This window comes from Aquibacillus rhizosphaerae (assembly GCF_030282825.1).
GTDB lineage: Bacteria > Bacillota > Bacilli > Bacillales > Amphibacillaceae > Aquibacillus_C > Aquibacillus_C rhizosphaerae.
The window spans coordinates 23,290-49,200 of record NZ_JASTZU010000031.1 but is presented as its reverse complement, the minus strand read 5'-3'; the positions used below and the strand labels follow the sequence as shown (position 1 = coordinate 49,200).

The window sequence follows — 25,911 nt, the reverse complement described above, 5'->3', positions numbered from 1 at the left end:
AATCATCATTGACATCGGGAGTTTGATTTAGTTTTATATACCTTCTTCATTAACAAACTTCTTGGAAACTTTAAAGTTTTATACTTTTTCATAACTCTTTCTCCTCGCTTAGATATATAGCTAATACATTAAACTAACTTTAACAGTGCCTTAATAGAAGATGAACAAGTTAGAACTTCTAACTTAAATACTACTTTTGGGTTATCGTTTTTCTTCTTTTTTATTATACACTTAAAGAAAAGAAGGAAGCAGAGGAGCTGATTACATTGCCCAACATACTCATTGTGGAAGATGAGCAAAAGCTCGCAAGGGTGCTTCAGTTGGAATTAGGTTATGAAGGTTATCAAACGATGATTGCTAATAATGGGAATGATGCCTTAGTTAACATTAAAGCTCAATCTTGGGACCTTATCTTATTAGATATTTTGTTACCACAGTTAAGTGGTTTAGAAGTGCTCAGAAGAGTGCGAAATAAAGATAAGACGACACCCATCATTTTGTTAACAGCCCGTGATGAAGTTCACGACAAAGTTTCTGGGTTGGATTTAGGCGCAAACGATTATATAACAAAACCGTTTCAAATTGAAGAAGTTTTAGCACGGATTCGGGTGCATTTACGGAATATGTCTGTCCAACCCTCAGAACAGTTATCGGTTGGGGATCTTTCTGCAAATATACAAACACGTGAAGTGACGAGAGAAGGACAATCAGTAGAACTAACTCCAAGAGAATTCGACTTACTCATCTACTTAATGAAAAATGAAAACCAAGTATTACAGCGTGATCAATTAATCGAACATGTCTGGGGTTATGATTATGTTGGAGACACAAACGTTGTTGATGTATATATTCGTTATTTGCGGCAAAAAATTGACACCCCCTTTGCCACATCCTATATTCATACCGTTCGTGGAGTTGGTTATTCATTGAAGGATAAGAAACTATGAAAATTCGAACAAAAATGCAACTATTTCTAACGCTTATCATGGTAATTGTTATCATATTAATAAACACAGCTATCTATTTTTTATTTTACAAAACATCCATAGATGCAGAAATTGACCGTGTCCAAACACAAGCGAACAGTATGATGGAGGCTTTCGCTAATAACCAAGAAGAGCAAGCGGATCAGCATCAATTGTTAAAAGCCTACATTCCTGCTAACGGGATGGTTCGCATCATCAATGAACAAGGGGATGTAGTCCAATCCGTTTCCAAACAAGCCGACTTTTACAACTTACCATTTTCCTTTGTTCGTGCAGAATCAACAGAACTAATTAAAGCGGAAGATGGCACACGGCATGCGGTCATTTCCATACCATTTATTTGGGGAAACGGGGATGTAATGACACTTCAAGTAACAGAACATTTAGTCTCTCTCCATAGAACAATGGACACGCTTTTAATTGTCTTATTACTCGCTTCCTTAATTATGATTATTCCCGCCATTATCGCTAGTCGATGGTTAAGTAATTTAGTGTTAAAACCAATTCACCAACTTACCGAAGCCATGACGAATAACCCTAGACAGGGAGAATGGAAAAAGATCACGATAAATAACCGTTCCAAGGATGAACTATATCAAATGGGAACGACCTATAATCAAATGATTGGTAGATTGACCGAAAGCTTTGAACGTCAGGAACAATTCGTTTCCGATGCTTCTCATGAATTAAAAACACCAATTGCTGTCATCAGTAGTTACACACAATTGCTAGGACGCTGGGGAAAAGAAAAGCCTGAAGTGTTTGAAGAAGCTGTTCTAGCCATCCGCTCTGAATCAGAAAGAATGAAACATTTAACGGAACAAATGCTTGTACTTGCAAAAAATCAACAGAGTGAGAATCTTACATTTGAAAATACCAACATTATTTCATTGATACAGGAAGTGGTCCGAGCACTATCTGTAGCGCATAACAGAAAAATTATTATGATGACTGATAACGCGCCATTACACATTAGTATTGATAAAGAAAAAATAAGCCAATCGATTTACATCTTAACCGATAACGCTTGTAAATATAGTGAACAAGACGTTCATGTCACGGTTAATTATAACGACCAAGAACTACAAATCGCCATCGAAGATTTTGGGGAAGGTTTAAGTGAAGCTGAATCCAAGCGAATATTTGACCGTTTCTACCGCGTTGACAAAGCACGTAGCAGACATACAGGAGGAAGTGGTCTTGGTTTATCGATTGCACTTGATATTATTCATAAACACGGGGGTACTATAAAAGTGACTAGTAAACAAGGGGAAGGATCTGTTTTCACTGTTCATTTACCTCGTTAATGGGAAAATTTAATATAATTCTCATCAAATTCTAATCTTTCTCCCATCGTCCCCTCATATAAGTTGCTTATGCTATAAGTAACAAATAAAAGGAGGAAAAAGAAATGAAAAATAAAACATTTCTAGCCATTGTATGTGCGATAGTCCTAATCGGGGCTGGATTAGCTATTTATCAACTGTCAGCTTCACCTGTATCTGCTAACCTTTCAAAGGAAGAAGCACAAACGAAAGCACAAATCCAATTTCCCGGAGAAGTGACGGAAATTGAATTAAACGATGATGGCAATAAACCAACTTACGAGATTGAAATTGAAGGGTCCGATCGTAGTTACGAAATACAGTTGGATGCGAATACTGGTGAGATTCTGCATTTAGATGAAAAAGAAAGAACGATTGTTAAGAATGACCAAGGCGACGATGCAAAAACAGATGACCAACAAGATGATGTTACTCCAGATGATAGTAGTGATGACTTAAAAGATAACGCTGACGATAGCGCCAATGATAAAGAAGAAGTTGAAACAAAATCAACTACAGATAAAAACACACCAATTAAAGCCGATAAAGCAAAAGAAATTGCACTAGCAGAAATCGACGGGAAGATTATCGAATTCGAATTAGACGAAGATGACGGTTATCTGTACTATGAAATTGAAATGATAACCGATAAAAATGAAGTCGATATCGAAATTGATGCTTACACTGGGGAGATAATGACCATCTCACTCGATGACCTAGATGACTAAAAAGAAGGAAGCAGGGGAATATCCTCCTTGCTTCCTTCTTTACTTTTTTTAGTGTGATACCATTACATCCTTCCATTGTTATCGCTCCTATGCCAGTATAGGGTAATCTATCGACAAGCAACAAAACTTGCAAGCTAAAATTAGGCGCTTTAAGATGGAATTATAGATTCAGAAGATTAATTCACTTAATTAGGAGCATGTGTAATGTACAAGCGTATTGGCCTATACTTATTTGCTGGATTGTTTATTTCGGCTGGACTAGGTCACTTTCTTTTAGATCATTTTTTCATAAACGCCCTGCCAGAATGGACACCCTTTCCATTAGCAATTGTCTATCTTTCTGGGATAATTGAAATCTTATTAGCCCTATGCCTGCTTTATTTGCCAACAAGAAGAAAAGCAGGTATCTATACCGCGATTTTTTTAGTTCTCATTTTTCCAGTCAATATTTATATGGCACTTACCCCCGAAGATTATAATTTGCCATCACTTGCCCTATGGATTAGGTTACCTATGCAATTTGGATTAATATGGTGGGTTCTGTCTGTGAGCAAATATCAAACTAGGTAAATTGGAAGCAGGGGACGGTTCCTTGCTTCTTTTTTGTGGTATTATTATCCTATCGACGGAAAATGTTTCTAACGTTCAATATTATTTTCGGGAAGTGAATATTCTAGCACTCATTCAACTTTTATTCTTCTTCCTTCTAGGTAACTATTACATAACCATATGTCCCTAGATTTAAAGATTGGTCAATCTTACCAATAGGAAGAGGAATCGATATGAAGTTAAAATTTATATGCTGGTCTATATTTTTGATTATCATTCTACAAGGATGCTCCAGTCAATCTGATGAGGACAACTATCTCGCGGATAACGGTAAGTTAGATCTTACTGAATGGAATGAAGAAAAAACATTAATTGAACTAAATGGACAATGGGACTTTTATTGGAATCAACTACTTAATCCTATTGATTTCCAAACAAATACAACAACTAAACAAACCGGAACCATATATTTGCCTAGTAATTGGCACACTTACAATGTAAACGGTAACCCCCTTCCCAAAGAAGGGTTTGCTACTTTTAGATTAAGAGTTTCTTTACCACATACAGATAGTGTACTAGGACTAAAACTTCCTATTATGTATTCTAATTATAATTTATGGATTGATAACCAATTGGTAGCTAAAACCGGCCAAGTTGGAACAAATAAGGAAACAAGTATCGCCCAAAAGTATCCTAAAGTTGTTTATTTTTCACCAGATGATAGTGAATTTACAATGACATTGCAGATATCCAACTTTCACAATTATGCTGGGGGTATGTGGGAGCCAATAACTATAGGAGATTATGAGAAAATTCATAATAGTCATTCCAGAAAAATCATCAGCCAATCTATCTTACTTGGTGTTCTAATTTTATCTGGAATTTATCACATTGGACTAGGTTTTTTTAGAAAAACTGAATCTTACTTCTTCTATTTTGGAGCATTTTGTTTAGTCGCAGCTTTTCGTTATTTAATGGTTGGTGATGTCTTTTTAACAAAAATCTTCCCCAACATTAATTGGGAGCTAGCCATGAAATTAGAATACATTAGCCTATACAGTCATGTACCTTTAGTGGCCATAGTATTATATAGCTTATATCCTAAAGATAGTTACAAATGGTTTACGTTATTAAGTATCTATGTGGCTATCTTTTACGATATAATCACCATTGTTACCGAAGCAAAAACGTACTACTCTTTTTTAATATATTTTCAAATTTTCATGATAATAGGTGTATCTTATGTACTATTTGTTATCATTAAGGCGCTGAGAAGAGAGCGTGAAGAGGGCTTTTACGTCCTTACCGGAATAGTGATATTGATGGCTTCCATTCTCTTTGATTTATTCGGTTTCATTCTAAAATATCCTGAATTGAACTTTTATCCTATCGGAATAGCTATTTTTGTTCTTTGTTTTTCTTTATTATTATCGAAAAGACTCTCCTCTTCGCTAGATCTTTCCGAGGATTTGACCAAAGATTTATCGAAACTAAATAGTGAACTTGAAACCAAGGTGGAACAACGAACTCGACAAATTATGCATTCTCACTTGAAACTAGAAACACTTAATGACCAACTTAAAAAAATGGCACTAGTTGATGGACTCACCAATATACCCAATCGAAGACAATTCGACGAATACTATAAAAAACAATTTGAGATTTGTTGGAAAGAAATGATTCTATTATCTATTATATTTATAGACATTGATTACTTTAAAAAGTACAACGATCTGTACGGACATCAACAAGGTGACGAATGTTTAAAACTAGTTGCACAATCGATTAACAAAAAAGTGGCAGAGTTACCAGAAGGAATCGCAGCCAGGTATGGTGGTGAAGAATTTGTTTGTGTTATACCAAATTCGGACAAAGTTGATTTATTAAACTTCACTCAGGAGCTTCACCAACGAATTGAACAATTGAAAATACCACACGAAAATTCATCTGTTTCTAAGTATGTAACAGTGAGTATTGGGCTATTTTCTATTGTTCCAAGTGAAACCACTACGATGGATGCTATTTTAAGACAAGCAGATCATGCTTTATATCAAGCGAAATTAGATGGAAGAAACCAAATCTCTTCGTAATGATGAATACATGTTAAGATAAGAGCAATTTACTTTCATTCAAAGTTAGATGGTTTGTGTAAGTACTATAAATATATTAATCGTTTTATTACTTTCCACCCCATTTTTTAGTAGCTGCTACAAAAGATATAAGGTGCTGCAAGTGTAATACTTACAGCACCTCTTTATAAATTTATAACAGTTATAAGAATTACTATTTTTATTCTTCCAAAAAAATTTCCTCTAGCGATGCTTCTTCTACTTCAACACGAAATACATCCACCTTACACCTAGTAAAGGCACGAATAATCTGGGAAATTTTGTTTTCATTCTCTACATCAATCATAATGTAAGAGTTGCTTATTTCTAAATTGGAACCCGCTGCCTTCAAATACTGTAGCAAATGCATCTCTTCAGACTCTGGAATTGGAGAATGTTTTAATTTCACTGTAATCGTCGACTGATAAAAGGACCTTAATTCATCCATCGATCCAATTTTAACAATCTGTCCCTCTTTCATAATTGCAATTCTCGAACACAGCTTTTGTACTTCATCTAAATTATGTGAAGTCATGAAAATTGTCTTCCCTCTTTTATTTAGATTATGAATTAATTGATGAATATGTATAACGGATTCAGCATCGAGACCTGAAGTTGGTTCATCAAGAAAAATGAGCTCTGGATCATGAATAATGGCTTGTGCAATACCAAGCTTTTTTTTCATTCCAAATGAATATTTAGAAGTTTTTTTGTTCATATCAGATTCCAGACCTACAAACTTTAGAACTTCTTTACACCTGTCACTTGTTACGTGCTTTCCAGATAAAGATGATAGGAATTTCAAATGCTTGATTGCAGTCAAAGAACTATAAAAAGTGGAATAGTCCGGCATTACCCCTATCCGCTTCTTCACTTGATCATTTGGTCCTTCTTCACCTAACAGTGCGTATGTGCCAAAACTTGGCTTACTAATATCAGTTAGCATATTAATAAACGTTGATTTACCTGCTCCATTCCGGCCGAGAAAACCAAAAATTTCTCCTTGCTCCACAATTAAATCAATTCCTTTAACAATTAGAGACGATCCATATGACTTCTTTAGCTGTTTAGTTTCGATAGCAAGCATTAACATTCCCTCCTTCTAAAAATCAAATTAGCAATAAAGAGCATCATGCCCGCCAGTAAAATAATCACAAAAAAAGTATAGTCATCTCGTTCCAAATAATAAAATGGCGTCATAAACTTCATCCAAGTTAGCCATATATTCGAGGTGAAGGTGATCCAGAATCCTATAATAGGAAATATTATTCCAATAATAACACCAAGAAACATTGTAACTCCTGGTCTGGGAATAAGAACAGAAAGTAGGATTGTTAGTGCTAGTTGGTAGGTTAATAAGCTCATAGTCTGAGAAAATATAAACAAATCTAATTTGTGAGAATAGATACTAATCAGTAAGAAAGAAACAGCTAAACATACAAACCAGAAGAGCAAACTTCCGAAAAACTTACCCATCAAAATAGCTGATCTTGACGTTCTTGTTACCAAAAAACGAATTGTTCGTTCATGTGTTTCCCTGTTTATAGTATCGTGTGAAATACTCATAACAAATAACTGGCCAAAAAATATTATTAGCGCTAAGAGACCTGCAGTATGAATACTTTTTGCTTCTCTTGCTGTAAGTTCTATTCCTGACATTAGTAATTCTGAAAATTTTGCTGAATAATATGAGGTTACTAATAAAATCGCAATTATTATAATTGACTTTACACCTTTGAATAAGCCATAAAATTCATTTTTACCTAGTACATACATATAATTTCTCCCCATTCTTGTTCAAATAATAGATGTTTTTAATTAGGACTGACTTGATTTATTTTCTATTATGTTTGTGAATAACTGCCCTGTAAGACTTACAAGAAACAGCGCAGCAAACCACCAATAATAGGTATTTACAAACTCAGCGGCATGTCTTCCAATCATCAAAAACGCTATAATAGTGGCGACCGATTTAAACATCTTTTTCATTCTTTCACCTCTTTTATCGATTAACTATTATTATAGATTATCGTTCTTAATTTGATTGAAAGCTTACCTTAATTTTTCCTTAAATCCTATTATTTGGTCAAAAAAGTGTTAATATAATTATAATAAAAAATGATAGGAGTGTCCCAATGCAAGCGGCACGGTTATTGATAGTAGATGATGAAACTGCAATTTTACATATGCTTACAACAATTTTAGTAAAAGAAGACTTCCAATATATTGATACAGCATCGACTGCTGAAGAGGCTCTTTCATTGTGTAGAACGAGGCGCTATGATTTGATTTTATTAGATGTTATGCTTCCAGACCGTAACGGTTTTGAAATCTGCCCATTAATAAGGGAAAACACCAATGCAACGATTTTTTTCCTTACAGCTAAATCAACAGATTTTGATAAACTTTCTGGTTTTGCCCTAGGCGCCGATGATTATATTACCAAGCCTTTCAATCCACTGGAGGTAGTCGCTCGGATACATGCACATTTACGTCGCCAAAAAGGACTGGGAACTATTCAGTCTCATACTATTTACCAATACGGACAAATCCATTTAGATACCACTTCCGCCGAGGTCATTGTAAAAGGTGAAAAGGTCGAATTACCAGCTCAAGTTTTTCAGCTCTTACTATTCTTTTGTAAACATCCAAATCAGGTTTTCAGTAAAAGTCAACTTTATGAAAATGTTTGGGGGGAAGAATTTCTTGGTGAGGATAATACGGTTATGGTACATATTCGGAAGCTTCGAGAAAAAGTTGAGACTAACCCTAGTAATCCACTTCACATTATTACCGTAAGAGGTCTTGGCTATAAATTGGTTTCAAATGGTGAAAATCATGAACATACATAAACGTTTTATTGTACAATTCTTCATTCAGCTTATTCTTATTTTCACCCTTTGCTCTCTTCTACTTTTATGTGTTTTTGCATTTTTGGGATTTTCAGAACACAGAAATGAGATTTCTAAAGATATTTCTGAAGCGAGTAGTGCCTACCTTTCTAGTAGGATTACAGTAGCAGATAGAAAGGCTTCGTTTGATGACGAATTCATAGCATTGATTAACAACCAGAATGGCTGGCTACTTGTTTTAACACAAGATGGGGAAGTCATCGGATCCCATAATACACCGGAAGAAATCCCTGAACAGTTTAATAAAAGCGAACTCAGTACATTACTAAATAAAAATCAAAATACAGAATATACATATTGGCAATTAGATGAACTGGATTCAAAATCCCCTTTAGTAATATTCGCTAGAGATAATAAAAAGACAAGGATACTTAATGAAGTTAAATCCGAGGTAGACTGGAAAAATCATTCTCTTGATCTTTCCACCGCTATGCTTCAAGAAATTAAAAAAGAAAATGGTTGGATTCAACTGATTAATTCAACAGGAGAGGTATTGGATGAATACCGTGCCGGTAAAGAACCAAATCAATACTCCATTCAGGATATTCTATCTTTTACAATAAACACTGAAAGTTCTGTTGCTGTTCATACTGATTATGGTACCGAACAAACGATGATTGTAGGTACTTATAGTCCTAATTATAATTACACTTTAGAAGAAGACCTGTTCAACACTATGAATAATAGTGTTCTAATTATTTTTTTATTCTTATTTCTTCTATTACTTATTGGTACCTTTTGGTATGCACGTAAGTTCGGAGTACCTTTAATCACTATGATGAGATGGGTTCAAAACCTTGGAAATGGTGTGTATGAACAACCACATGATAATGTTCAGCGTCCTATTATGTTGAATAAAAAAGGTAAGTTAAAAAGGAACTACCGTTTATATAAAGATTTTGTCACTACACTTTCTCACTTAACAGATACTTTAAAAGAAAATGAGCTACAACGTAGTAAGATAACCCAGACTAGAGAAGAATGGATAAGCGGTATTTCTCATGACTTAAAGACACCACTCGCTTCCATATCAGGCTATGCACAAATGCTTGAATCTGAAAAATACACTTGGAATCAAGCAGAAACAAGAGATTTCGCCAAAATCATTGCAGATAAATCAATTTATATGAAACAACTCTTAGACGACTTAACACTAACCTATCGATTAAAAAATCAAGCTCTACCAATTATAAGAGAAAAAGTAGACATCAACGATTGCTTACGCCGTACAATTATAAACTTTATCAATGACCCAGCCAATAATAATTTTGAGATTAATTTCAATCCATATTTTGAAACTATTCTAGCATCTATAGACCCTAAATGGTTTCAAAGAATCATAGATAACTTAATCGCTAATGCTCTCAAGCATAATCCAGCTGGAACTACAGTTACGATATCAGTTTCACTTATAGAAAAGCACTTGATTGTTATTGTAATTGAAGATAACGGGATAGGAATGGATAAAGAAACACTTAAAAATTTATTTCAGCGTTATTATCGCGGTACAAATACAAATGATTCTACTATGGGAACTGGGCTTGGTATGGCAATAACAAAACAATTAATACGGTTACATGGTGGCTCTATTAATGTGGAAAGCAAACCGGATCAAGGTACGACAATTCGTATTTTACTTCCAACTTAGGTTCAGACATGAAGCGCCAAGTCATAGAATTGTAATTTTTTAATACTAGTTTTATTAAGTTTATGTTCATAATAACCTAAGCGCCAGTAACCAATAAATACTATTCCAATTAAAAAACTAAAACAGAAGGACTACTTCTTGTTTTAGTTTTTTAGACTATTTAGCCGATTACTAATCAATAACTCTTGCAACTCTATGATTGCAACTTTTACAATTGCCTTTTAAAACGATGGCATAGTCTGCAAAATCTACATAATAATCTACAATTGTTGTTACTCCACACGTTGAACAATAGACATTGTCTTCAAGTTTCTTCCTAATATGACTTGGCATCGTTTGCCATCTCTTAAGAGCTAATTCATTTGATTTCATTATCTCAACTCCATTCGCTATTGCTACAATATCTTTAATAACAACTATACCAAAATTCAAAGGATAAATAGAAGAATTTGTTATTTTTTAACTAATATTCCTACAAAAGTAGCTTATTTATATCCATCAATAGTACGATAAGTTAATCTAATAACCAATGCTAATTGAATTAATTTCATAATTACCTTATTCAATCATCTGCGGCAAGATATAGTTTAGAAGTGATTTTATCAAACTATATCTTGTTGTAGGTGACGATAAAATTAGTATTATGAAATTGATTAAATCAATAATAGAAAAAGACAAAAACGTTCTCCTTTCCGAATTGGTAATATTTAGATCTACTGTTTCATACCTTCTAAGTAGCCATTTAAAGTTATACCATCACTTATCCAAAAAAAGGCGGAGGTCGTTTATATGATGTCAGAGCGTTGTAATGTGATTAGTCTCAGCAACTATAAACGGGAAAGAAATGGATTAGACAAACCGATTTTTGATGAGCCAGTAACTATTACAATCGGAGAACCAGATAATCCCTTTTCACAAGGTAAGTACGTGGTAGTTTGTAACTTAGTTCATGACGATCGTCAATTTCTTGCTTTAGAGCGGAGTGACAAAACAGAAGAACTTTATTTATTGGTCGAAGCAATTGTTGAAAATCAAAGTCTAGTTGAGATAACACCAGTTGCTGAGGGTGATTATACAGTTGTAGAACCTATATTCAAAAAAATATTCAATCATTAAGAAAGTCAATGCGAAACTTTTGAAAGTTATAAAAACAGGACACTGTATAATTCTAATTCAAGCGAAGCACCATCTGAATATTTTTTTATAAAGCGTCTACTAAAAAATAGGTAGACGCTTTTTTGACATTCGTATGATTCTCATGTTTATACATTTACTAAATGAGGAAAAATTTTTTTAGATATAAATAATAAAGAAAGAGGGGATATTTTATGAAGAAAAAATTCTTATTTATTATAGTGATTATTTCTTTAAGCCTGCTTCTAGCTGCTTGTAGTGATGATGAAGATAATGCACAAAACTCAGAAAATGATACACAACAAACAGCTGAAGAAAGTAGCTCTTCTGATAACACAGAGTTAGAAAGGGTAGCAGAAGATGAAGTTGTCGCTACAGTTAATGGTGAAGAGATTATGGGAAGTAAATATAATACTATGTATAATCAAACGTTAATGATGTTTAATCAAAGTGGACAGGACGGAACGAATGCCGACTTAGTACAGGAACAAACATTAAGTAGTTTAATAGAACAAGAGTTACTACGTCAAGAAACGGAAGAACTTGGAATTGAAGCACCTAATTCACAGGTTGATGAAAGGTTTGAGCAAATCAAGTCTCAGTTTAAAAGTGAAGATCAATTCCAGACACAGCTTACAGAGCTAGAAATGACAGAAGAATCACTAAGAAATCAATTAGCATATGAAATTAAATTAAATCAATATATTGAACAGGAAGTTCCAGAAGTAGAAGTAACAGATGAAGAAGTTAAATCCTACTATGACCAACTAGTAAGTCAACAAGGTGAAGGAGAAGCTCCAGCGTTAGAAGAAGTGGAACAACAAATTAGAAACCAAATAGCAAATCAAAAACAACAAAGTAAACTTGCTTCTGTTATTGAAATTTTAAAAGAAGAAAGTGAAATTGAAAAACTAATTTAATTTAAAGATTGTTTAAAAGGAGTGAATGTCACAGGACATCCACTCCTTTTTTATATTGATAATGAAAATTAATGCACCTGAAATCCTATAGTAGTGCTAACCAAAAAATAACTTAAATAACGGTTAACATCTTCGCAGATATTACCTTCCATTGCTATGACATTTAAATAGCATCCATTAACTTAAACAACTAAAGCTTTTTAACAAGCTCTGAATCAAACAGATGTAGAAGTCACACGTTGTTGTTGATTAATCTTTTCAGCTACTTTATACGCATCAATCATCCCCCAAATCCATAGAATTGGCGTTGTGATAAACCCAATTAGGACTACCATTAACGCCCAAGAAATCGCGTAGACTACGATAAATCCAATCCCTTTACCAATCTGACCATTATAAATTTGACCAAGCCCACATATTAGAAAAGATAATACCGCAGCTAACCCTGCATTTTTCATATCATTCATCCACCCTTTCGCTTACTAGTAATCTTACGTACGATTACGTTTGGATATTACTGTAAAGATGAAAGAAATAACACATGATAACCCTTCTTTAATCATAATTATAAAAGAAAAGGATTAGTACAAGTCCTCAATCCATTCATAAGGGACCGAAAAGGGTGATAAAAATTGAATAAAATAGTTGGAGTTTTATTTTTGCTTCTAACTGTTTTTGTTTTGGTTAGCTGTTCAAATAAAGAAGGCTCTTTCACTATGGATCATGTTGATATCGAGGCTAGAATTGACGCAGAAGGAATAATTAAAGTTCAAGAAATTTACAACTACACTTTTAATGGTGTTCATCAAAGAATCACACATTCAAGGAATTCAAAAATAAAAAACTTCACAGCCTATGATGCGAGCGAGTTAGATAATATAGTATTAGGCTCTGATAAATTAAAACCATTAAATGTAACAAAGGCACACAATCAATATTACATTAACCTTTCTGCTGAAAATGAACCAAAGAAAGTCGTCTACAGTTATGAAATTGATGGTGCGATTACTAAGTATAATGACGTCGCAGATTTAAACTATTCTTTTTTTGAAAATAGTAACCCAAAGGATTTACACAATCTTACAATGAAGCTTTATACACCTTCTAATGAAATATCAGAGGCAACCTTTTTCTTTTTCCATTCCAAAAAACAACCAAGTATTCAAAAAGTTGATGGCGCCATCCATTATCACTATAATGTTGCTTCCACAACAGAGTCTCATAACTTCAGACTACTTTTTCCAGCAGAAGAATTAACTAATCGGCCAGTTGATAAAGAGAAAAAAGCAAAAGAAAAACTGATTGTTTCAGAAAGCTCCCTACAGTGGCGTTATAACAACCTAGACGATAACTACAATAGTAAAGTTCCTTTTTTAGTCATGGCTATCTTAATGACAATAGGGCTTGGAGCTGGGTTGATTTATTTTCACCCTAACCGAAGCAAGCGAGCAGTGGATAAAAAAGCTCTACTCTCATTTATGGAAAAGACAGATCCTTTACTTGTAAGCTTTGTTGGCAATGATGCGAAGTTGTATGAAGAAGACATCATCACAAGTCTCTTTTCTTTACAGCATCGCGGTTTAATTTCAATCAAGGAAGTGCCGTCAAGGATTAATGCAGGGGAAACGTTCCGCTTCACATGGAAAAGACCACCAGCAAAGCTAGAAAAGAGCGATCAATTTATAAAAGAATGGTTATTTAAAGAGAAGGATGAACAAGGTTTTTACTTTTTGCTCGAATCGATTGTACATTGTGAAGGACAATTTCAAAGCCGCTCAGAAAAATGGAAAGCCAACCATATATTCAAACAGAATTTCCTTAAATGGCGTCAACTTGTCTATGAAAAATCTTCATTTAAAAAGGTTAGAAAACCTTATATTCCCTACTATTTATTATCTTTCTTTCTCATATTCGCGACACTTGGAATGTTAATTTACTTTGTATTCAATAATGTTTGGACCCGTGAAATCCAATACATTGTTATGAGCGTTTTTACTATTTTCGGGTGTGTTGCCGTGTTTTATAAATATGAAAAACCAGTTATGTTTACTTTTTTTAGTGCTACACTCGTATTGATTTTTTTTCAACCAATGACAATAGCAACCATGCTATTTATTCTATTCATCCTAATAGCTGGTTTCATGTCGATGATCGTTCCAACCACTAGCTGGTATTTAGATAGCTCTCCATTACCTCAGGCAATTAAGCTAGCAAAAAGATCACTAAAGAAAAAACAATATCCTCTCGGAAACACACCTAAAGAAATTCACAAACAAATGCAATATGCGATGATCCTCCGTCAAGAAAACAAGTTTGTTGAAGCATGTCCAAACATCCCGCCGACTCTATTGGCAAGTGGAAACTATCCATTACTTCAAGACCCCACTTCTACAGTTGCTATGTTTGATCTAAGATAAGCAAGGAGATGATTGCCGTCCCCTTGCTTTTTTGTTAATGGTGATGATGTGGTGGATGTCCTTTAGAAGAATTACTAATCATAAATCCTTCTTCAGGAATATAAAAATATTGGACCCAAACGCCATCAAGGAAATCTTCTCTTTTATCTAACAACACGTCAATATCTTTGTCTGTCTTAACAATTTCATCGTGTTCTGTCGGTTCATCTAACATCACATCATAGTGAGCATGATTTCCATGCATTTCTGTGACGTAGACACGAACCATTTTACCCTCTACCCCGTCACTTTCAAGCCAACCTTTTAGAACCTTTGCTGCATTTCTATTTATTTTGCATTTCATTTTTAACACCTCACTTCATAATAGAACCATTATTGCCATTTTTGCTAAAAAGATAAAGTATTATGCACTTGTTTCAACATTAATCCCCGTGTCAGTTACAGTTGACTACACTTATAAACAAAATTATACTATGCTTTAGAATAATAAGAGACTTACTAAAACCTTTTCTAACCTCTGGCTGTATATGGATATTTTTTAAGTTATACAAACAATACCGATTTCTATAAGGGTGATACAACAATGAATCCAGGGGCTTGGAAAGCATTACTATGGATTGGACTTTCAGAATTATTCGCATTAAGCCTATGGTTTAGTGCGACGGTTATTGCACCAGAACTATCTAACAATTGGGGCCTAAATTCAAAATCGGAAGCATGGCTATCTGTAGCTGTTCCTATCGGGTTTGTTTTTGGCGCATTAATCAGTTCCTATTTCGGTCTAGCAGATCGATATAACGCTAGAAAAATATTTGCTCTGTCAGCGTTAACTGGAGCAATTTTAAATGGACTTCTCATCTTTGTTGATGTTGCCTTAGTAGGTATAATACTAAGAATTCTAACAGGCGTAATACTTGCTGGTGTCTATCCGGTAGCTGTAAAAATGCTATCGCAATGGTTTCCAACAAAACGTGGACTTGCGATTGGTATCTTGATTGCGGCATTAACGATCGGGTCATCCTTACCACATGTTGTTATGATTTTTTTTGCGTCTGTAAATTGGCAACTAATCATCATTACAAGTTCTATTTTAGCTTTAATGGCAGCTGCCATTGTAAATGGCTTACTAACAGATGCACCTGGTACAGCAAATCAATCTACCTTTTCTTTTAAACTATTAAAAAAAGTAACATCAAATAAACCAGTTATGCTAGCAAACTATGGATACTTTGGACACATGTGGGAACTATATGCGATGTGGACATGGCTCCCTCTCTTTCTAGCAGCTAGTTTCGAAAGCCACTCTCCTGGACTTTCTTCAGGATTCATGCGGCTAACTTCTTTTATTTCGATTGGAATTGCGGGTGCGATTGGTTGTATTGTTGGAGGATTGCTTGCGGATAGAATTGGAAGAGCACGATTAACGATTGTTTCTATGGCTATCAGTGCGGCTTCCTCCATATTGATTGGCTTTACGTTCGGTCATTCTGTTTGGTTAACCTTTACGCTATCGATTATTTGGGGGATATTTGTTATATCTGATTCCGCACAATTTTCAGCAGCCGTTTCAGATTTTGCAGATGTTGAATACCTTGGAACAGCATTAACCTTCCAAATGTGTGTTGGCTTTCTCATCACTATCTTCTCCATCAACCTCATATCAGTTTTGCAAAACTTTGTTGGATGGGAATGGACCTTTGCCGCCCTAGCCATAGGTCCCATACTCGGGATTATTTCAATGACTAAGTTTAAACGGTATGAATGAAGCAAGGGGACGGTTCTTGCTTCCTAACCTAAGTCATTTTAGGATAATGTAGTTAATTATGTTCGTAGATGCAATAGGTGCTATATCCTAACTAACCTTTTCACAATTAATTTTCTTCTTTCTTTTCTTTTACTAAACCTTTAATTTCAGGTCTTTCAAGAGGTGTGATATTCATAATAAAATAACCAATGATGAGCACTAAAATCACAAGTGAATACAATAGTGTATCTAGTGGATTATCATAGTCAACTATAATTAACCTAACCATTGCAGTAATTCCAATATACATAAAGTACCTCAGTGGAAAGTGATAATCCTCTTTAAAGTATTTTACAATCATGGCTATAAATTCAAAATATAAAAACAAAATAAGAATTCTAGCAAGGAATTCCTTATAATCATTTGCACTTTCCGAAAACAGTATCATAGAAAAAATAACCAATTCCTGTATTAATAAAAATGAGATAATGCCCGCTAAGTAAATAAGAGAAACATTTAAAATAGTTTGAAACACCTTTGGAGCCATATTCATTAAATATTTGAAGTTACTCATCACTGTTAATCTCCCCTTCACCTATTTCCGATACATGGATAATCATGAAGCCCACTCCCAGCTATTTATATGTTTCTATAATTTGTGATATATATGTATCCCCGAAACATTTGTTTCACCAATAACTAGTATTGGTTGCTCATACATTGAACAACACTCATCATACATTTTCCTAATAATTTCCGAAAAAATTCTCATTGACTAGTCAACTTCCCACAGAAGTTCCTCTACAAAAGCTGCATTAAACAATTGTCAGGTTTCCCTATCATGTGTAGTGGAAACCCCAGAAATAAATATAATTGATTTCTTGTGCTATCAATCCCAAACACCTGTCCACTTACAGTTTGTCCAAGTCTCACACTAAAAAAAGCAGCGCATCTGCTGCTTTTTCTCACTACTTATCTTTATGATGAAAAGGACATTTTCCTTCGATTGGTTTCACGTCATCACCAATGAAATACTGTTTCCATTCACGATGCTCATAATCTCCGTAATGACTAATATTTGGATGCTTAGGTAAGTTGTCCCACTTCTCGACGCGCTCCCTTACCTTTTCACGAGACATGCTACCTCCCTTTGAAGTACCTTCTAATCCTTCAAAAATCTTTCTTGGTTGGAATCCTAATACTAAGCTGTTGCCAAGGTCTCTTGTTTTTCTTTGCTTATACGCCGGTGCATTACCAAACACAAAGTAAGGTTCTTCTGCAAATGAAAATGCCCAGAGATGGTGGTCTGGATCTTTTGGATAGTCAGCTGGCCATGGCTTATCGTCCTGTTCATGTAGATATTGTAGAATATTCCAAAAGTAATCACGATAATATTCGAGTGACTTTTCTTCTTGTTCTGGCTCAACAAATAAGAAAAAGCCGTGACGGATAAACGGTTTAGACTCATCAAATAGCCCATTAAACTCCTTTAATGTTTGTGGGAGTTGTGACCAATCATCTTGTGAAATATAAGAATACCGTAACTCCCCTTTCTTTTCCGCGCCCATTCCGAAATAACATGGAAACGTTTTGTCTGTTACGACATTATGAAATGTATTATATTCTCTAATTACCCAGTCAGGGACAATATCAGGATTAACCATGTCTTCTTTCGTTAGTAAGTAACTTTCTTTTACTGTCATATGTCCACCTCGAAAAATGTATTATTTTGTTTCAAATAATTTGTTATAAAAAGATACCCTATTGGAACAGTCATTAAACACGATGGAAATATAACTTACAAGAGAGTTTCTCTCTATTTTTCATTTGCCTAAGGCCAGATATTTTAAATAAAATAGTACTATTGGAATCATTATCTAAAAATTCAAACATACGGCTATCCTTTTTTAAATGCTAAAGTGGTATAATCAACATAAGCCTTCTCATTACCTTCTGTTAGATCGCAATATTCATTACGACTAATCCAAAAAGCGAGGAGAGTTTACTATGTCAAAGAAAGCCAATGTGATTGATTTCAACGACTATAAACGAACAAGAAATGGATTAGATAGACCGATTTTTGATGAACCAGTGAACATTTCAGTTGGGGATCCTAGCAAACCGGATACGTATGGAAAGTACATGGTAGTATGTAATTTCGTTAGGAACCATCGTCAATTTTTGGCACTTGAGCGTAAAGACAAAGATGACAAACAATACGTCATCGTGGAAGGCATCGTTGAGAATGGCTCTTTAGTAAAAGTAAACCCTGTTGAGGAAGCTAATTACCCTGAAATTGAGAATATATTTAATAAAATATTCTCTAAAATTAACAAGGAACCAGAAACGAGTAAGAAAAGTCCTTTAAAGTTAGCTTTCAAGAGATTTTAATATACTTTTTAGAAATTAAATGGGTGTCTGGCCAGAGAAGATCATTCTAGATTCTTCAGGCACAGACACCCAAATACGTTATCTTAACTATCTAATTCCATTCTTTGATTATTGATTTTTTCGGTCGACTTTTTCGATAAGTTACTTTGGTAATTATATTTCTAGCATTTTTTATCAAAAGAGTAGTTTCCACTGAATCACCTGCAAATTCATAGATTTTATAATAAAATTCATACTACAATTATTCATAAAAGGTTTGTGTATTATTTTTAAGAAACAGACGCTTCTTCTTATAACCTTGACTATAGAAAAAAGAGTGGATGTTCATGTGCAGTATTACAGTTTTCTTAGTGACGAAGAAAACCTCCTACGGCAATTGCCAATTAGGAGGTTCTTCTGGAAATACAATTTTACAATTTTGCAGTAACTTCTATATCATACTAACTAGTTGTATTTACTATTAATTAGAGGGGCGCTCGGTCCTTTTTCTTGATACATAAAAAATAGCGATACCTGCAACTAATAATAGTGAACCCAATACAAGCCAATTGAATAGGTTTGTTGCAGTATCAGGTAACACTCCAGCTTCCTCAATGTCTTTACTAGCTATTTCAAATAAACCGTAAGCACTAAAATGTGTTACGTTAGCTATTACTTCACCAGTCTTTTTATTATAAGAAACTGGACTAATCATTTCTTTTCGATCTCCATTTTCGTCCATATAGACTACGGTTAAATCTTCCCAGTTTGTCACCTTATTCGGATTCACTGTATAGGTAAGCGTGACAGGAGTTTCACCAAAATCACTTATTTCTTCGGCATCAGCAGTTATAGTGAAATCAATTAATTCACTTAACGCATCTTTGTTTTTCTTAGAGATTATCTTCGTTACTTTTCCAAATTCGAAAGTGACATCTTTATCTTTTGGTAAAAGAGTAAGTGGAATCTTAACCTTTACTTTTCCATCTGATATTTCGATAGAGTAATCATCTTCTAAGTTAGCTAGCACTTCTTTGCTAATCATCACTAGGTTTGTATTTTTTTGATAAACATAAACCTTATTTGTATCATTTCGAACTAAATCTGCTTCCTTATCAATTATATCCACTTTACTGTTTTCTTTGTTTGTTTTTTCCTTCTCAGGTTTTTCTGTTTCCGGTTCCTCAGTCCCTGGCTCTTCTGTTTCAGTTTCTTCCGGCTCCGGTTTTTCTTCGCCTGGTTCTTCTGTGTTTGGCTCTTCTATTGTTTTAAAAACAATCGTTGTTAAAGGATCTAATGTTAGCGAGTTCTCAGTTAATGTAAAACCAGATTCTTCTGAAACAGCTTTTGTTCCAGCTTCATCACTATCTACTACAACCATACTGTTGGAAAAATCATAGTCTCCAAGCGTTAAAGTCCGTGCCTTGTTATCCGCATTTATAAATACGGAATAAACACCAGTATCATCGGTAGATACATTCTCATAAGCGATGACTAAATCCGAATCATCGATCTCTGGAAATTCAAGTAATGATACATTTTGATCTACAAGGTCTTTCTCACCTAACCTGAAAGCATTGGTTGATTTTCTTAATTTAATTAATCCTTCTGTATAAGCTTTCGTTGTTGTATTAACCGGATATACTTCTTTGTTCGTTGCTTTTTCCCAATCAAACTTGTTGATTACATCCGAAGAATCATAGGAATCATGGATGAAATAAGGGTTCTCAAATGGATCGCCATTTTCATCTAATAATTCATGGTATTTTTGTTCAGGTACACCTTCATCTAACCATTGCTTTGTCCTGCCATATTCTTGACCAGCATGGATAAAAGCAGTACCTTGTGACGTTAGTATCATCGAGTTTCCAATTCGAATCCGTTTATGAATTTCTAAATCATTTTCAGGAATAGCAGGGTCTTTTTTTATAGATTGGGCGATTACATCATATAACGGTAAGTTATCGTGTGCTGCAATATATTGGACCATATCGCCAGGATCATCAGCTGGTGTGTTAGATGGTTGACCTTTAATATTGTTAAAAATTGTGTCAATATCTCTTGCGCCACCTGTAAGGAATCTTGGCTCCCCTTCTGAACCGAAACCAGATTTTAACTCATTACGAATTTCATCAGAAAATACGCCAACATCATCCGTTTTATCCATCCAATCCTGATCTGCTCCCATACCAGCAAGCGTTGGATCAGCTTCCTCACCAGCAAATGTTCTCCAGCCTTCACCAATAAATAGCACGTCAGGATTGATTGCTTCAGCCGCATCATAAGCATTCTGGATAGAAGGATAGGTTGCATCACCCATCATATCGAAACGCATGCCATCAATTTTATATTCGTCAAACCAATATTTAACCGAGTCAATCATCAACTTCTCAGCCATTTTGTGATTGGTAGCAAGGTTGTTACCAAAACCGCCCAGGAAGTTACCTGCACTATCTTGGAATGCATAATAATTTGGAACGATATCATTTAATGTGCTTGTTTGAGCCATATGTGTGTAGACAACATCAAGCACAACACCCATTCCAGCTTCGTGAATGGCATCAATTAATTCTTTTGTTTCCTTTACTCGTAGTACAGCATCTGTTGGATCTTCAGAATACGCACCATCTGGTGAAAAGTAACTATGAGGATCGTATCCCCAGTTATATTCATTACCGCCAGCTGAGTAATCAAGTTCTCTTTCGTTCATGTTTGTCTCATCACCGTAATACCACGCCATAATAGGAAGTAATTGAACGTGTGTAACTCCTAGTGATTTAATATAATCTAGCTTATCAATAAAGCCTTTATAAGAACCCCATCTTGCATTTAAATCTCCTTGTATAGAAGGATCGGAAGTAAAGTCACGAACATGAACTTCATATATGACTGCATCTTCCCGTTTTTCATAACCATCAATGGTTGCATGGGTAAATCCTTCAGGGTCAGTACCATTCAAATCTATGATTGCTGCTTTACCTACATCGTCTCCGTCAGGACCTGGTTCACCTGTTGTGTCAACGGTAAAGGCTGCCATTGATTTTGCATAAGGATCTAAAACTTTTTTTGTTACGCCATCATTGGTTACTTCATATTGGTAGTAATATCCGTCAAGATCAGAAACATCTTCAAGGTCACTTGGATCAATCTCTACTGACCAAATTCCTTGTTCTCCAAGTGTTAATGGGATACTGCCAATTTGTGTAGCCGCATCGTCTTTATCATATAGTTTCGCAACTACCTGGCTTGCTTTTGGAGCCCATAATTTTAGTATAGCTCCCCCATTATTATACGTTGCCCCTAAGTCACTACCATCATAGGCATACATTTCATCAAGCATTCGCCAGCCACTATTAGCCGTAACAGTTCTATCTGCATAGGTAATCGATAAAGGAAGTTTATTCAGATCAAAGGTTGCTTTTAATTCCACCGTTTTGTCTCCTGTGATTTCAACACTCTCTAATTCAACCACTGATTCATCTGCATCTTTGATGGATAAGTCAGCAAGTAAGCCCTCTTCTGTTAAACCCTCTGTCATCGTAAAGTTTAATAGAATTGTATTTTCAGCGACTACCTCACCAGATGTTAGACCAGATGCAACATCCCAATAAGGAGAAACATAAACAGTATCATCACCTTGTCTCACCCATAGACGATTATACTTATCTAGTAGATTGAATGTTTTATTTCCACCATCTTTACCAGCATCACCTTTGGACTCGTCAAGAACAATAAAACCAATTTCTTTTGCCTCTTCTGTGAGTTCTATATCCGCATATGCGCCGTACTGGTCCACACCTGATAAATCCGTTGCACCTGTTGGCCAGTTTTCAGTAGGAGCTACGACATCGCCCCAATTCCAAAGTCCAAAACTGTCATAGTCTGCTTGATCACGAACGTAATGTACACGAACAGTATTTTCTGGTAAATCAACTGGTTCATACGGATAAACTTCATCTGAACCTTGTTTAATCCATATCTCATTCACTTCAGGTGATGCAATAGTAAACCCTTTGTCACCACTATCTTTACCAGCATCCCCTTTCGTGATATCCATCACTAGAAACCCGATGTTTTTTGCACCTTCAGCAAGTGGTACGTCGATGTAGGATCCATAACTGTCTGTTTTCTCAAACATCGTGGCACCGGTTGGCCAGTTAGCTGATGGTGAGGCTACATCATTCCAGAGCCAAGCCCCAAAGTTTTCATAGTTATCATCTGTTCGGTTGTAGTGAATACGAATGTTGTTATCCGGAACTGGATTCACTCCATTTTCACCCCCTCCGTCATCTCCCTCACTAGCGGAGACAGCGTTTGTAATCGCACCACCTTCTACGGTTAACAATACTGTACCACCATCCGCATTAGCAGGAATCGAAATCGATACTTCTCCCGCTTCTGAAGCTTGGTAAACTTGACCAGAATAATGATCTGTTATCACAGCATCTGCTGAATCAGCGATCAATTTAATGTCATTTGCTTCGTCTGCGACATTTAAACCAACATAGATTGATTCAGCTTCATAATTACGTGAGAAAAGTAAAAATTCGTCGTTATTAGAGCCACCAACAAAACCTCTATCCCCTTTAGCAAACACATCAGCATGTGCTCCTCTAAAGTTTAGTATCTTCGTATAATGTTCTAAAACATCATTGCCCTCTACATCATCCCATGCAAAGTCATAACGGTTGTCATAATACGGATAATTATTAGCTCCACTTTGGCCAAGCTCTTCCCCGTAATAAATAACTGGTTGTCCCTTTGCCGTCGCTTGAAGAGACGCAGCTAATTTCAGCTTTCCTTCATCTCCACCTAATGAATAGAGAAATCCATCTTCATCATGACTTCCAAGAAATTGACCTAGTGTAGCTGTGTTATCGATTTCACCGTTACGAACAGCTAGATCATCATTCGCTCCAGTTAAGTCACCATCCACAAAAGAATGGGCAATATCTTTGAACCCAAAGTCAAGAAGAGAATCCATCATACCTGAATCAAGGAATCCAAAATCATTGTTCATATTTGCTCCCCATGCTTCACCAATCATCTTATGTTCAGGCATTTTTTCTGTCAGAGCATTTTTAAACGCCATCCAAGTTGTATCTTCCACATGCTTAACCGTATCGACACGGAAGTAGTCAATAGTATTTCCATTTGCTGTTGTTGCCTTATCAATCCAATCTGTTTGCCAATTAATAATCTGTTTCCGCACCTCCGCATTTTCAGTTTTCAGATCAGGAAGGCCTGCTAATTCTCCAACCACCTCATCCGTTCCAACATCCGAACCTTGACGCAGTAAGTCACTAAATACACTACGCTCAGCATCCGTAGGATAGCCCGCAGGACGATCCCCTTCAGGAAGACTATTGATATCTTTTAAACCATACCCCGTATGATTTAATACCACATCCACCATTATTTTTATATCTCGATCATGTGCCGCGTCAATTAGGGCATGAAAATCAGCCATCGTTCCGAAATGTGGATTTAATTCACCAAAGTTACTTGCCCAGTAGCCATGGTTAGCATAATATGGCTGACCATCTACATCCGTTCCGACATCATGTTTTATATTTTCCACAATAGGGCTTATCCAAATCGTATTTACACCAAGATTGTCAAGGTAATCCAACTTCTCCGTTATACCTTTAAAATCTCCTCCTTGATAGGTGCCACGCAAATCTGTATTATAATTTAGATTATATGGATCATTATTAGATGAATCACCATCAAAGAATCTGTCTGTTAGCATAAAGTAAATAATAGACTCGTCCCAATCAAAATCAGACTCGCCCACAGATTGTCTTGTTTTAATGTCTACCTGTGTTGTTCCTTCATAGTAATTTCCATATGAATCAACGACTGTAAGAGGGATACGCTTTGTTCCAGCAGTTACATTGTCATCCACAGCAATCGTAACTTCGTTTAACTCTGGATCAATTTCTAGTTTATCCGTCCCACCTAACGCAGTTGTATCTGCAATAATTTTAGAAACGTTAAGATTTTCTGATAACCCATCAACATCGACAGATAAGACAGCGTTTTCATTATAGTCAATAGCTGCCGGAGTAACGGAACCAGAAACTGTTAATGAAGCCTTCTGAAAATCAATGGTTGATACTCCACCAATAGTATTATAAGGATCATTGACCTCCGATGTTTCCCCATCTTTTGTAACAAGGTACGTATAGGCATTTTCTCCATTAGGAATATTTTGATACTGATATACAAACCTTTCACTGTCTGCCTCATATGTCATTTCGTGTGTTTCTCCATTAAACTTTAACTCTATCTTTTCAATTGAATCCATATCATCGTTCTTAAAAAGTTCTTTATCACGATAAAAGAAAGTCGCATTTCCTTGGTCAATAACTGGAGCCGATCCATCTGGTATAATTCTAATCTCTTCTTCCCCACTCGTTATGTAAGCCTTTGTAAGGGAGTCGTTTTCATTTACTTGAATAATACGGTCTTCAGCAAATTCCTTTTCAGCCGTTTCCCAGTCCTCTGTACTGCGAATCAGCATCCCGAATTGTTCTGTTTCAGGCGCTACGGCAATATTTGCTACGGCAACACCGTCTTCGTATGAATCAAAATAAAGCTGATCATTTTTTACTCCTGTATTCCAAGCCCATATATTCCAGCCGTCATACGTTTGATCCTCTCGAATATAAGTCACACGTACAGTGCGATCATTCGTAACTGAATCATTAACTTCGTTTGTGCTAGAAGAATCTGCAGCAATTACTTGTTGAACCTGTAAATAAGGTGTCCACAAACTAACAAACATAATCGCAATCATGAACATGGACAACTTACGTTTTGTACTCCTCCTCATCATTAACCATCCTCCTTATTATTTGTGAAATCGTTTGCACAAATTAACAAAAAAATAAACCGCATTACCATTATTACTTCAGTTAATATTGCGCAATCGATTTCAATTAATTAATAATTTTGATTTTATACTATATCTTAAAAAACTTCAACCCAAAGAAGTAAAAAAACGGTTCTTTGCTTCCTACATAATTATTATGAAAACAGCAAGCCATCGATTAAACTTTTACGCA

At 35.4% G+C, this 25,911-nt stretch carries 21 protein-coding genes; 12 read left to right on the top strand and 9 right to left on the bottom strand.

Going from position 1 to position 25,911, the window contains the following annotated elements; all coding sequences use genetic code 11:
- Window positions 1-260 precede the first annotated feature (260 nt).
- The 5 genes from QQS35_RS08975 (at window position 261) to QQS35_RS08955 (ending at window position 5,678) form a co-directional block, all read left to right on the top strand.
- The gene (locus QQS35_RS08975; protein WP_285931693.1) at window positions 261-947 is read left to right on the top strand and encodes a response regulator transcription factor; all 687 of its coding nucleotides are present in this window, start codon (window positions 261-263) and stop codon (window positions 945-947) included.
- Complete coding sequence (locus QQS35_RS08970) at window positions 944-2,293, top strand: HAMP domain-containing sensor histidine kinase (protein ID WP_285931656.1); 1,350 nt, start codon at window positions 944-946, stop codon at window positions 2,291-2,293. Before QQS35_RS08975 ends, QQS35_RS08970 begins: the two co-directional genes overlap by 4 nt.
- 104 nt (window positions 2,294-2,397) lie before the next feature.
- Entirely contained in the window at window positions 2,398-3,039 is a 642-nt protein-coding gene (locus QQS35_RS08965; RefSeq protein ID WP_285931655.1) for a PepSY domain-containing protein, read from the top strand.
- Between the two features lie 204 nt (window positions 3,040-3,243).
- Complete coding sequence (locus tag QQS35_RS08960; RefSeq protein WP_285931654.1) at window positions 3,244-3,609, top strand: DoxX family protein; 366 nt, start codon at window positions 3,244-3,246, stop codon at window positions 3,607-3,609.
- Between the two features lie 212 nt (window positions 3,610-3,821).
- Window positions 3,822-5,678, top strand: coding sequence for a sensor domain-containing diguanylate cyclase (locus tag QQS35_RS08955; protein WP_285931653.1), 1,857 nt, complete (start codon window positions 3,822-3,824; stop codon window positions 5,676-5,678).
- A 199-nt stretch (window positions 5,679-5,877) separates the two neighbouring features.
- On the opposite strand, the gene QQS35_RS08950 is transcribed toward QQS35_RS08955, so the two are convergent.
- The 3 genes from QQS35_RS08950 to QQS35_RS08940 are packed head-to-tail and all read right to left on the bottom strand — an operon-like array spanning window position 5,878 to window position 7,685.
- Window positions 5,878-6,783, bottom strand: a complete 906-nt coding sequence (locus QQS35_RS08950) for an ABC transporter ATP-binding protein (protein ID WP_285931652.1) — start codon at window positions 6,781-6,783, stop codon at window positions 5,878-5,880.
- Complete coding sequence (locus tag QQS35_RS08945) at window positions 6,783-7,472, bottom strand: ABC transporter permease (RefSeq protein WP_285931651.1); 690 nt, start codon at window positions 7,470-7,472, stop codon at window positions 6,783-6,785. The genes QQS35_RS08950 and QQS35_RS08945 overlap by 1 nt, the downstream gene beginning before the upstream one ends.
- Before the next feature lie 42 nt (window positions 7,473-7,514).
- On the bottom strand, window positions 7,515-7,685 hold the full coding sequence (locus QQS35_RS08940) for a hypothetical protein (protein ID WP_285931650.1): 171 nt from the start codon (window positions 7,683-7,685) through the stop codon (window positions 7,515-7,517).
- Between the two features lie 146 nt (window positions 7,686-7,831).
- Between QQS35_RS08940 and QQS35_RS08935 the strand changes: the two genes are divergently transcribed.
- Together QQS35_RS08935 and QQS35_RS08930 are read left to right on the top strand one after the other, a co-directional pair.
- Window positions 7,832-8,548: a response regulator transcription factor gene (locus tag QQS35_RS08935; RefSeq protein WP_285931649.1), complete on the top strand. Its 717-nt coding sequence runs from the start codon at window positions 7,832-7,834 to the stop codon at window positions 8,546-8,548.
- Window positions 8,535-10,256, top strand: coding sequence for a sensor histidine kinase (locus QQS35_RS08930; protein WP_285931648.1), 1,722 nt, complete (start codon window positions 8,535-8,537; stop codon window positions 10,254-10,256). Before QQS35_RS08935 ends, QQS35_RS08930 begins: the two co-directional genes overlap by 14 nt.
- Window positions 10,257-10,427: 171 nt before the next feature.
- Here the strand turns inward: QQS35_RS08930 and QQS35_RS08925 are convergent, their stop codons facing one another.
- Window positions 10,428-10,628: a hypothetical protein gene (locus QQS35_RS08925; protein WP_285931647.1), complete on the bottom strand. Its 201-nt coding sequence runs from the start codon at window positions 10,626-10,628 to the stop codon at window positions 10,428-10,430.
- Between the two features lie 417 nt (window positions 10,629-11,045).
- Here QQS35_RS08925 and QQS35_RS08920 point away from each other — a divergent pair, with 417 nt between their 5' ends.
- Window positions 11,046-11,372 (top strand): hypothetical protein, encoded by a 327-nt coding sequence (locus QQS35_RS08920; RefSeq protein ID WP_285931646.1) that lies wholly within the window; start codon window positions 11,046-11,048, stop codon window positions 11,370-11,372.
- Window positions 11,373-11,584: 212 nt separating this feature from the next.
- Window positions 11,585-12,310 (top strand): SurA N-terminal domain-containing protein, encoded by a 726-nt coding sequence (locus tag QQS35_RS08915; RefSeq protein ID WP_285931645.1) that lies wholly within the window; start codon window positions 11,585-11,587, stop codon window positions 12,308-12,310.
- Between the two features lie 215 nt (window positions 12,311-12,525).
- On the opposite strand, the gene QQS35_RS08910 is transcribed toward QQS35_RS08915, so the two are convergent.
- On the bottom strand, window positions 12,526-12,777 hold the full coding sequence (locus QQS35_RS08910; protein ID WP_285931644.1) for a DUF5683 domain-containing protein: 252 nt from the start codon (window positions 12,775-12,777) through the stop codon (window positions 12,526-12,528).
- A 165-nt stretch (window positions 12,778-12,942) separates the two neighbouring features.
- Here QQS35_RS08910 and QQS35_RS08905 point away from each other — a divergent pair, with 165 nt between their 5' ends.
- Entirely contained in the window at window positions 12,943-14,727 is a 1,785-nt protein-coding gene (locus tag QQS35_RS08905) for a DUF2207 domain-containing protein (protein WP_285931642.1), read from the top strand.
- A 34-nt stretch (window positions 14,728-14,761) separates the two neighbouring features.
- Here QQS35_RS08905 and QQS35_RS08900 read toward each other — a convergent pair whose 3' ends face one another.
- Window positions 14,762-15,070 carry an iron-sulfur cluster assembly accessory protein gene (locus QQS35_RS08900; RefSeq protein WP_285931641.1) on the bottom strand — a complete coding sequence of 103 codons (309 nt, stop codon included), beginning with the start codon at window positions 15,068-15,070 and terminating at the stop codon, window positions 14,762-14,764.
- Between the two features lie 240 nt (window positions 15,071-15,310).
- Between QQS35_RS08900 and QQS35_RS08895 the strand changes: the two genes are divergently transcribed.
- On the top strand, window positions 15,311-16,492 hold the full coding sequence (locus tag QQS35_RS08895) for an MFS transporter (protein ID WP_285931640.1): 1,182 nt from the start codon (window positions 15,311-15,313) through the stop codon (window positions 16,490-16,492).
- Between the two features lie 106 nt (window positions 16,493-16,598).
- Here the strand turns inward: QQS35_RS08895 and psiE are convergent, their stop codons facing one another.
- Together psiE and QQS35_RS08885 are read right to left on the bottom strand one after the other, a co-directional pair.
- The gene (gene psiE, locus QQS35_RS08890) at window positions 16,599-17,045 is read right to left on the bottom strand and encodes a phosphate-starvation-inducible protein PsiE (RefSeq protein ID WP_285931639.1); all 447 of its coding nucleotides are present in this window, start codon (window positions 17,043-17,045) and stop codon (window positions 16,599-16,601) included.
- 394 nt (window positions 17,046-17,439) lie between these two features.
- Window positions 17,440-18,174 carry a YqcI/YcgG family protein gene (locus QQS35_RS08885; RefSeq protein ID WP_285931637.1) on the bottom strand — a complete coding sequence of 245 codons (735 nt, stop codon included), beginning with the start codon at window positions 18,172-18,174 and terminating at the stop codon, window positions 17,440-17,442.
- Between the two features lie 304 nt (window positions 18,175-18,478).
- Here QQS35_RS08885 and QQS35_RS08880 point away from each other — a divergent pair, with 304 nt between their 5' ends.
- Entirely contained in the window at window positions 18,479-18,862 is a 384-nt protein-coding gene (locus QQS35_RS08880; RefSeq protein ID WP_285931636.1) for a hypothetical protein, read from the top strand.
- Window positions 18,863-19,322: 460 nt separating this feature from the next.
- Here QQS35_RS08880 and QQS35_RS08875 read toward each other — a convergent pair whose 3' ends face one another.
- Entirely contained in the window at window positions 19,323-25,679 is a 6,357-nt protein-coding gene (locus QQS35_RS08875) for a pullulanase (protein WP_285931692.1), read from the bottom strand.
- Window positions 25,680-25,911: the final 232 nt, after the last annotated feature.

Coding starts and splice junctions, on each gene's coding strand:
- QQS35_RS08970 (WP_285931656.1), top strand. CDS start 944: ATGAAAATTCGAACAAAAATGCAACTATTTCTAACGCTTATCATGGTA.
- QQS35_RS08965 (WP_285931655.1), top strand. CDS start 2,398: ATGAAAAATAAAACATTTCTAGCCATTGTATGTGCGATAGTCCTAATC.
- QQS35_RS08960 (WP_285931654.1), top strand. CDS start 3,244: ATGTACAAGCGTATTGGCCTATACTTATTTGCTGGATTGTTTATTTCG.
- QQS35_RS08955 (WP_285931653.1), top strand. CDS start 3,822: ATGAAGTTAAAATTTATATGCTGGTCTATATTTTTGATTATCATTCTA.
- QQS35_RS08950 (WP_285931652.1), bottom strand. CDS start 6,783: ATGCTTGCTATCGAAACTAAACAGCTAAAGAAGTCATATGGATCGTCT.
- QQS35_RS08945 (WP_285931651.1), bottom strand. CDS start 7,472: ATGTATGTACTAGGTAAAAATGAATTTTATGGCTTATTCAAAGGTGTA.
- QQS35_RS08940 (WP_285931650.1), bottom strand. CDS start 7,685: ATGAAAAAGATGTTTAAATCGGTCGCCACTATTATAGCGTTTTTGATG.
- QQS35_RS08935 (WP_285931649.1), top strand. CDS start 7,832: ATGCAAGCGGCACGGTTATTGATAGTAGATGATGAAACTGCAATTTTA.
- QQS35_RS08930 (WP_285931648.1), top strand. CDS start 8,535: ATGAACATACATAAACGTTTTATTGTACAATTCTTCATTCAGCTTATT.
- QQS35_RS08925 (WP_285931647.1), bottom strand. CDS start 10,628: ATGAAATCAAATGAATTAGCTCTTAAGAGATGGCAAACGATGCCAAGT.
- QQS35_RS08920 (WP_285931646.1), top strand. CDS start 11,046: ATGATGTCAGAGCGTTGTAATGTGATTAGTCTCAGCAACTATAAACGG.
- QQS35_RS08915 (WP_285931645.1), top strand. CDS start 11,585: ATGAAGAAAAAATTCTTATTTATTATAGTGATTATTTCTTTAAGCCTG.
- QQS35_RS08910 (WP_285931644.1), bottom strand. CDS start 12,777: ATGAATGATATGAAAAATGCAGGGTTAGCTGCGGTATTATCTTTTCTA.
- QQS35_RS08900 (WP_285931641.1), bottom strand. CDS start 15,070: ATGAAATGCAAAATAAATAGAAATGCAGCAAAGGTTCTAAAAGGTTGG.
- QQS35_RS08895 (WP_285931640.1), top strand. CDS start 15,311: ATGAATCCAGGGGCTTGGAAAGCATTACTATGGATTGGACTTTCAGAA.
- psiE (WP_285931639.1), bottom strand. CDS start 17,045: ATGAGTAACTTCAAATATTTAATGAATATGGCTCCAAAGGTGTTTCAA.
- QQS35_RS08885 (WP_285931637.1), bottom strand. CDS start 18,174: ATGACAGTAAAAGAAAGTTACTTACTAACGAAAGAAGACATGGTTAAT.
- QQS35_RS08880 (WP_285931636.1), top strand. CDS start 18,479: ATGTCAAAGAAAGCCAATGTGATTGATTTCAACGACTATAAACGAACA.
- QQS35_RS08875 (WP_285931692.1), bottom strand. CDS start 25,679: ATGAGGAGGAGTACAAAACGTAAGTTGTCCATGTTCATGATTGCGATT.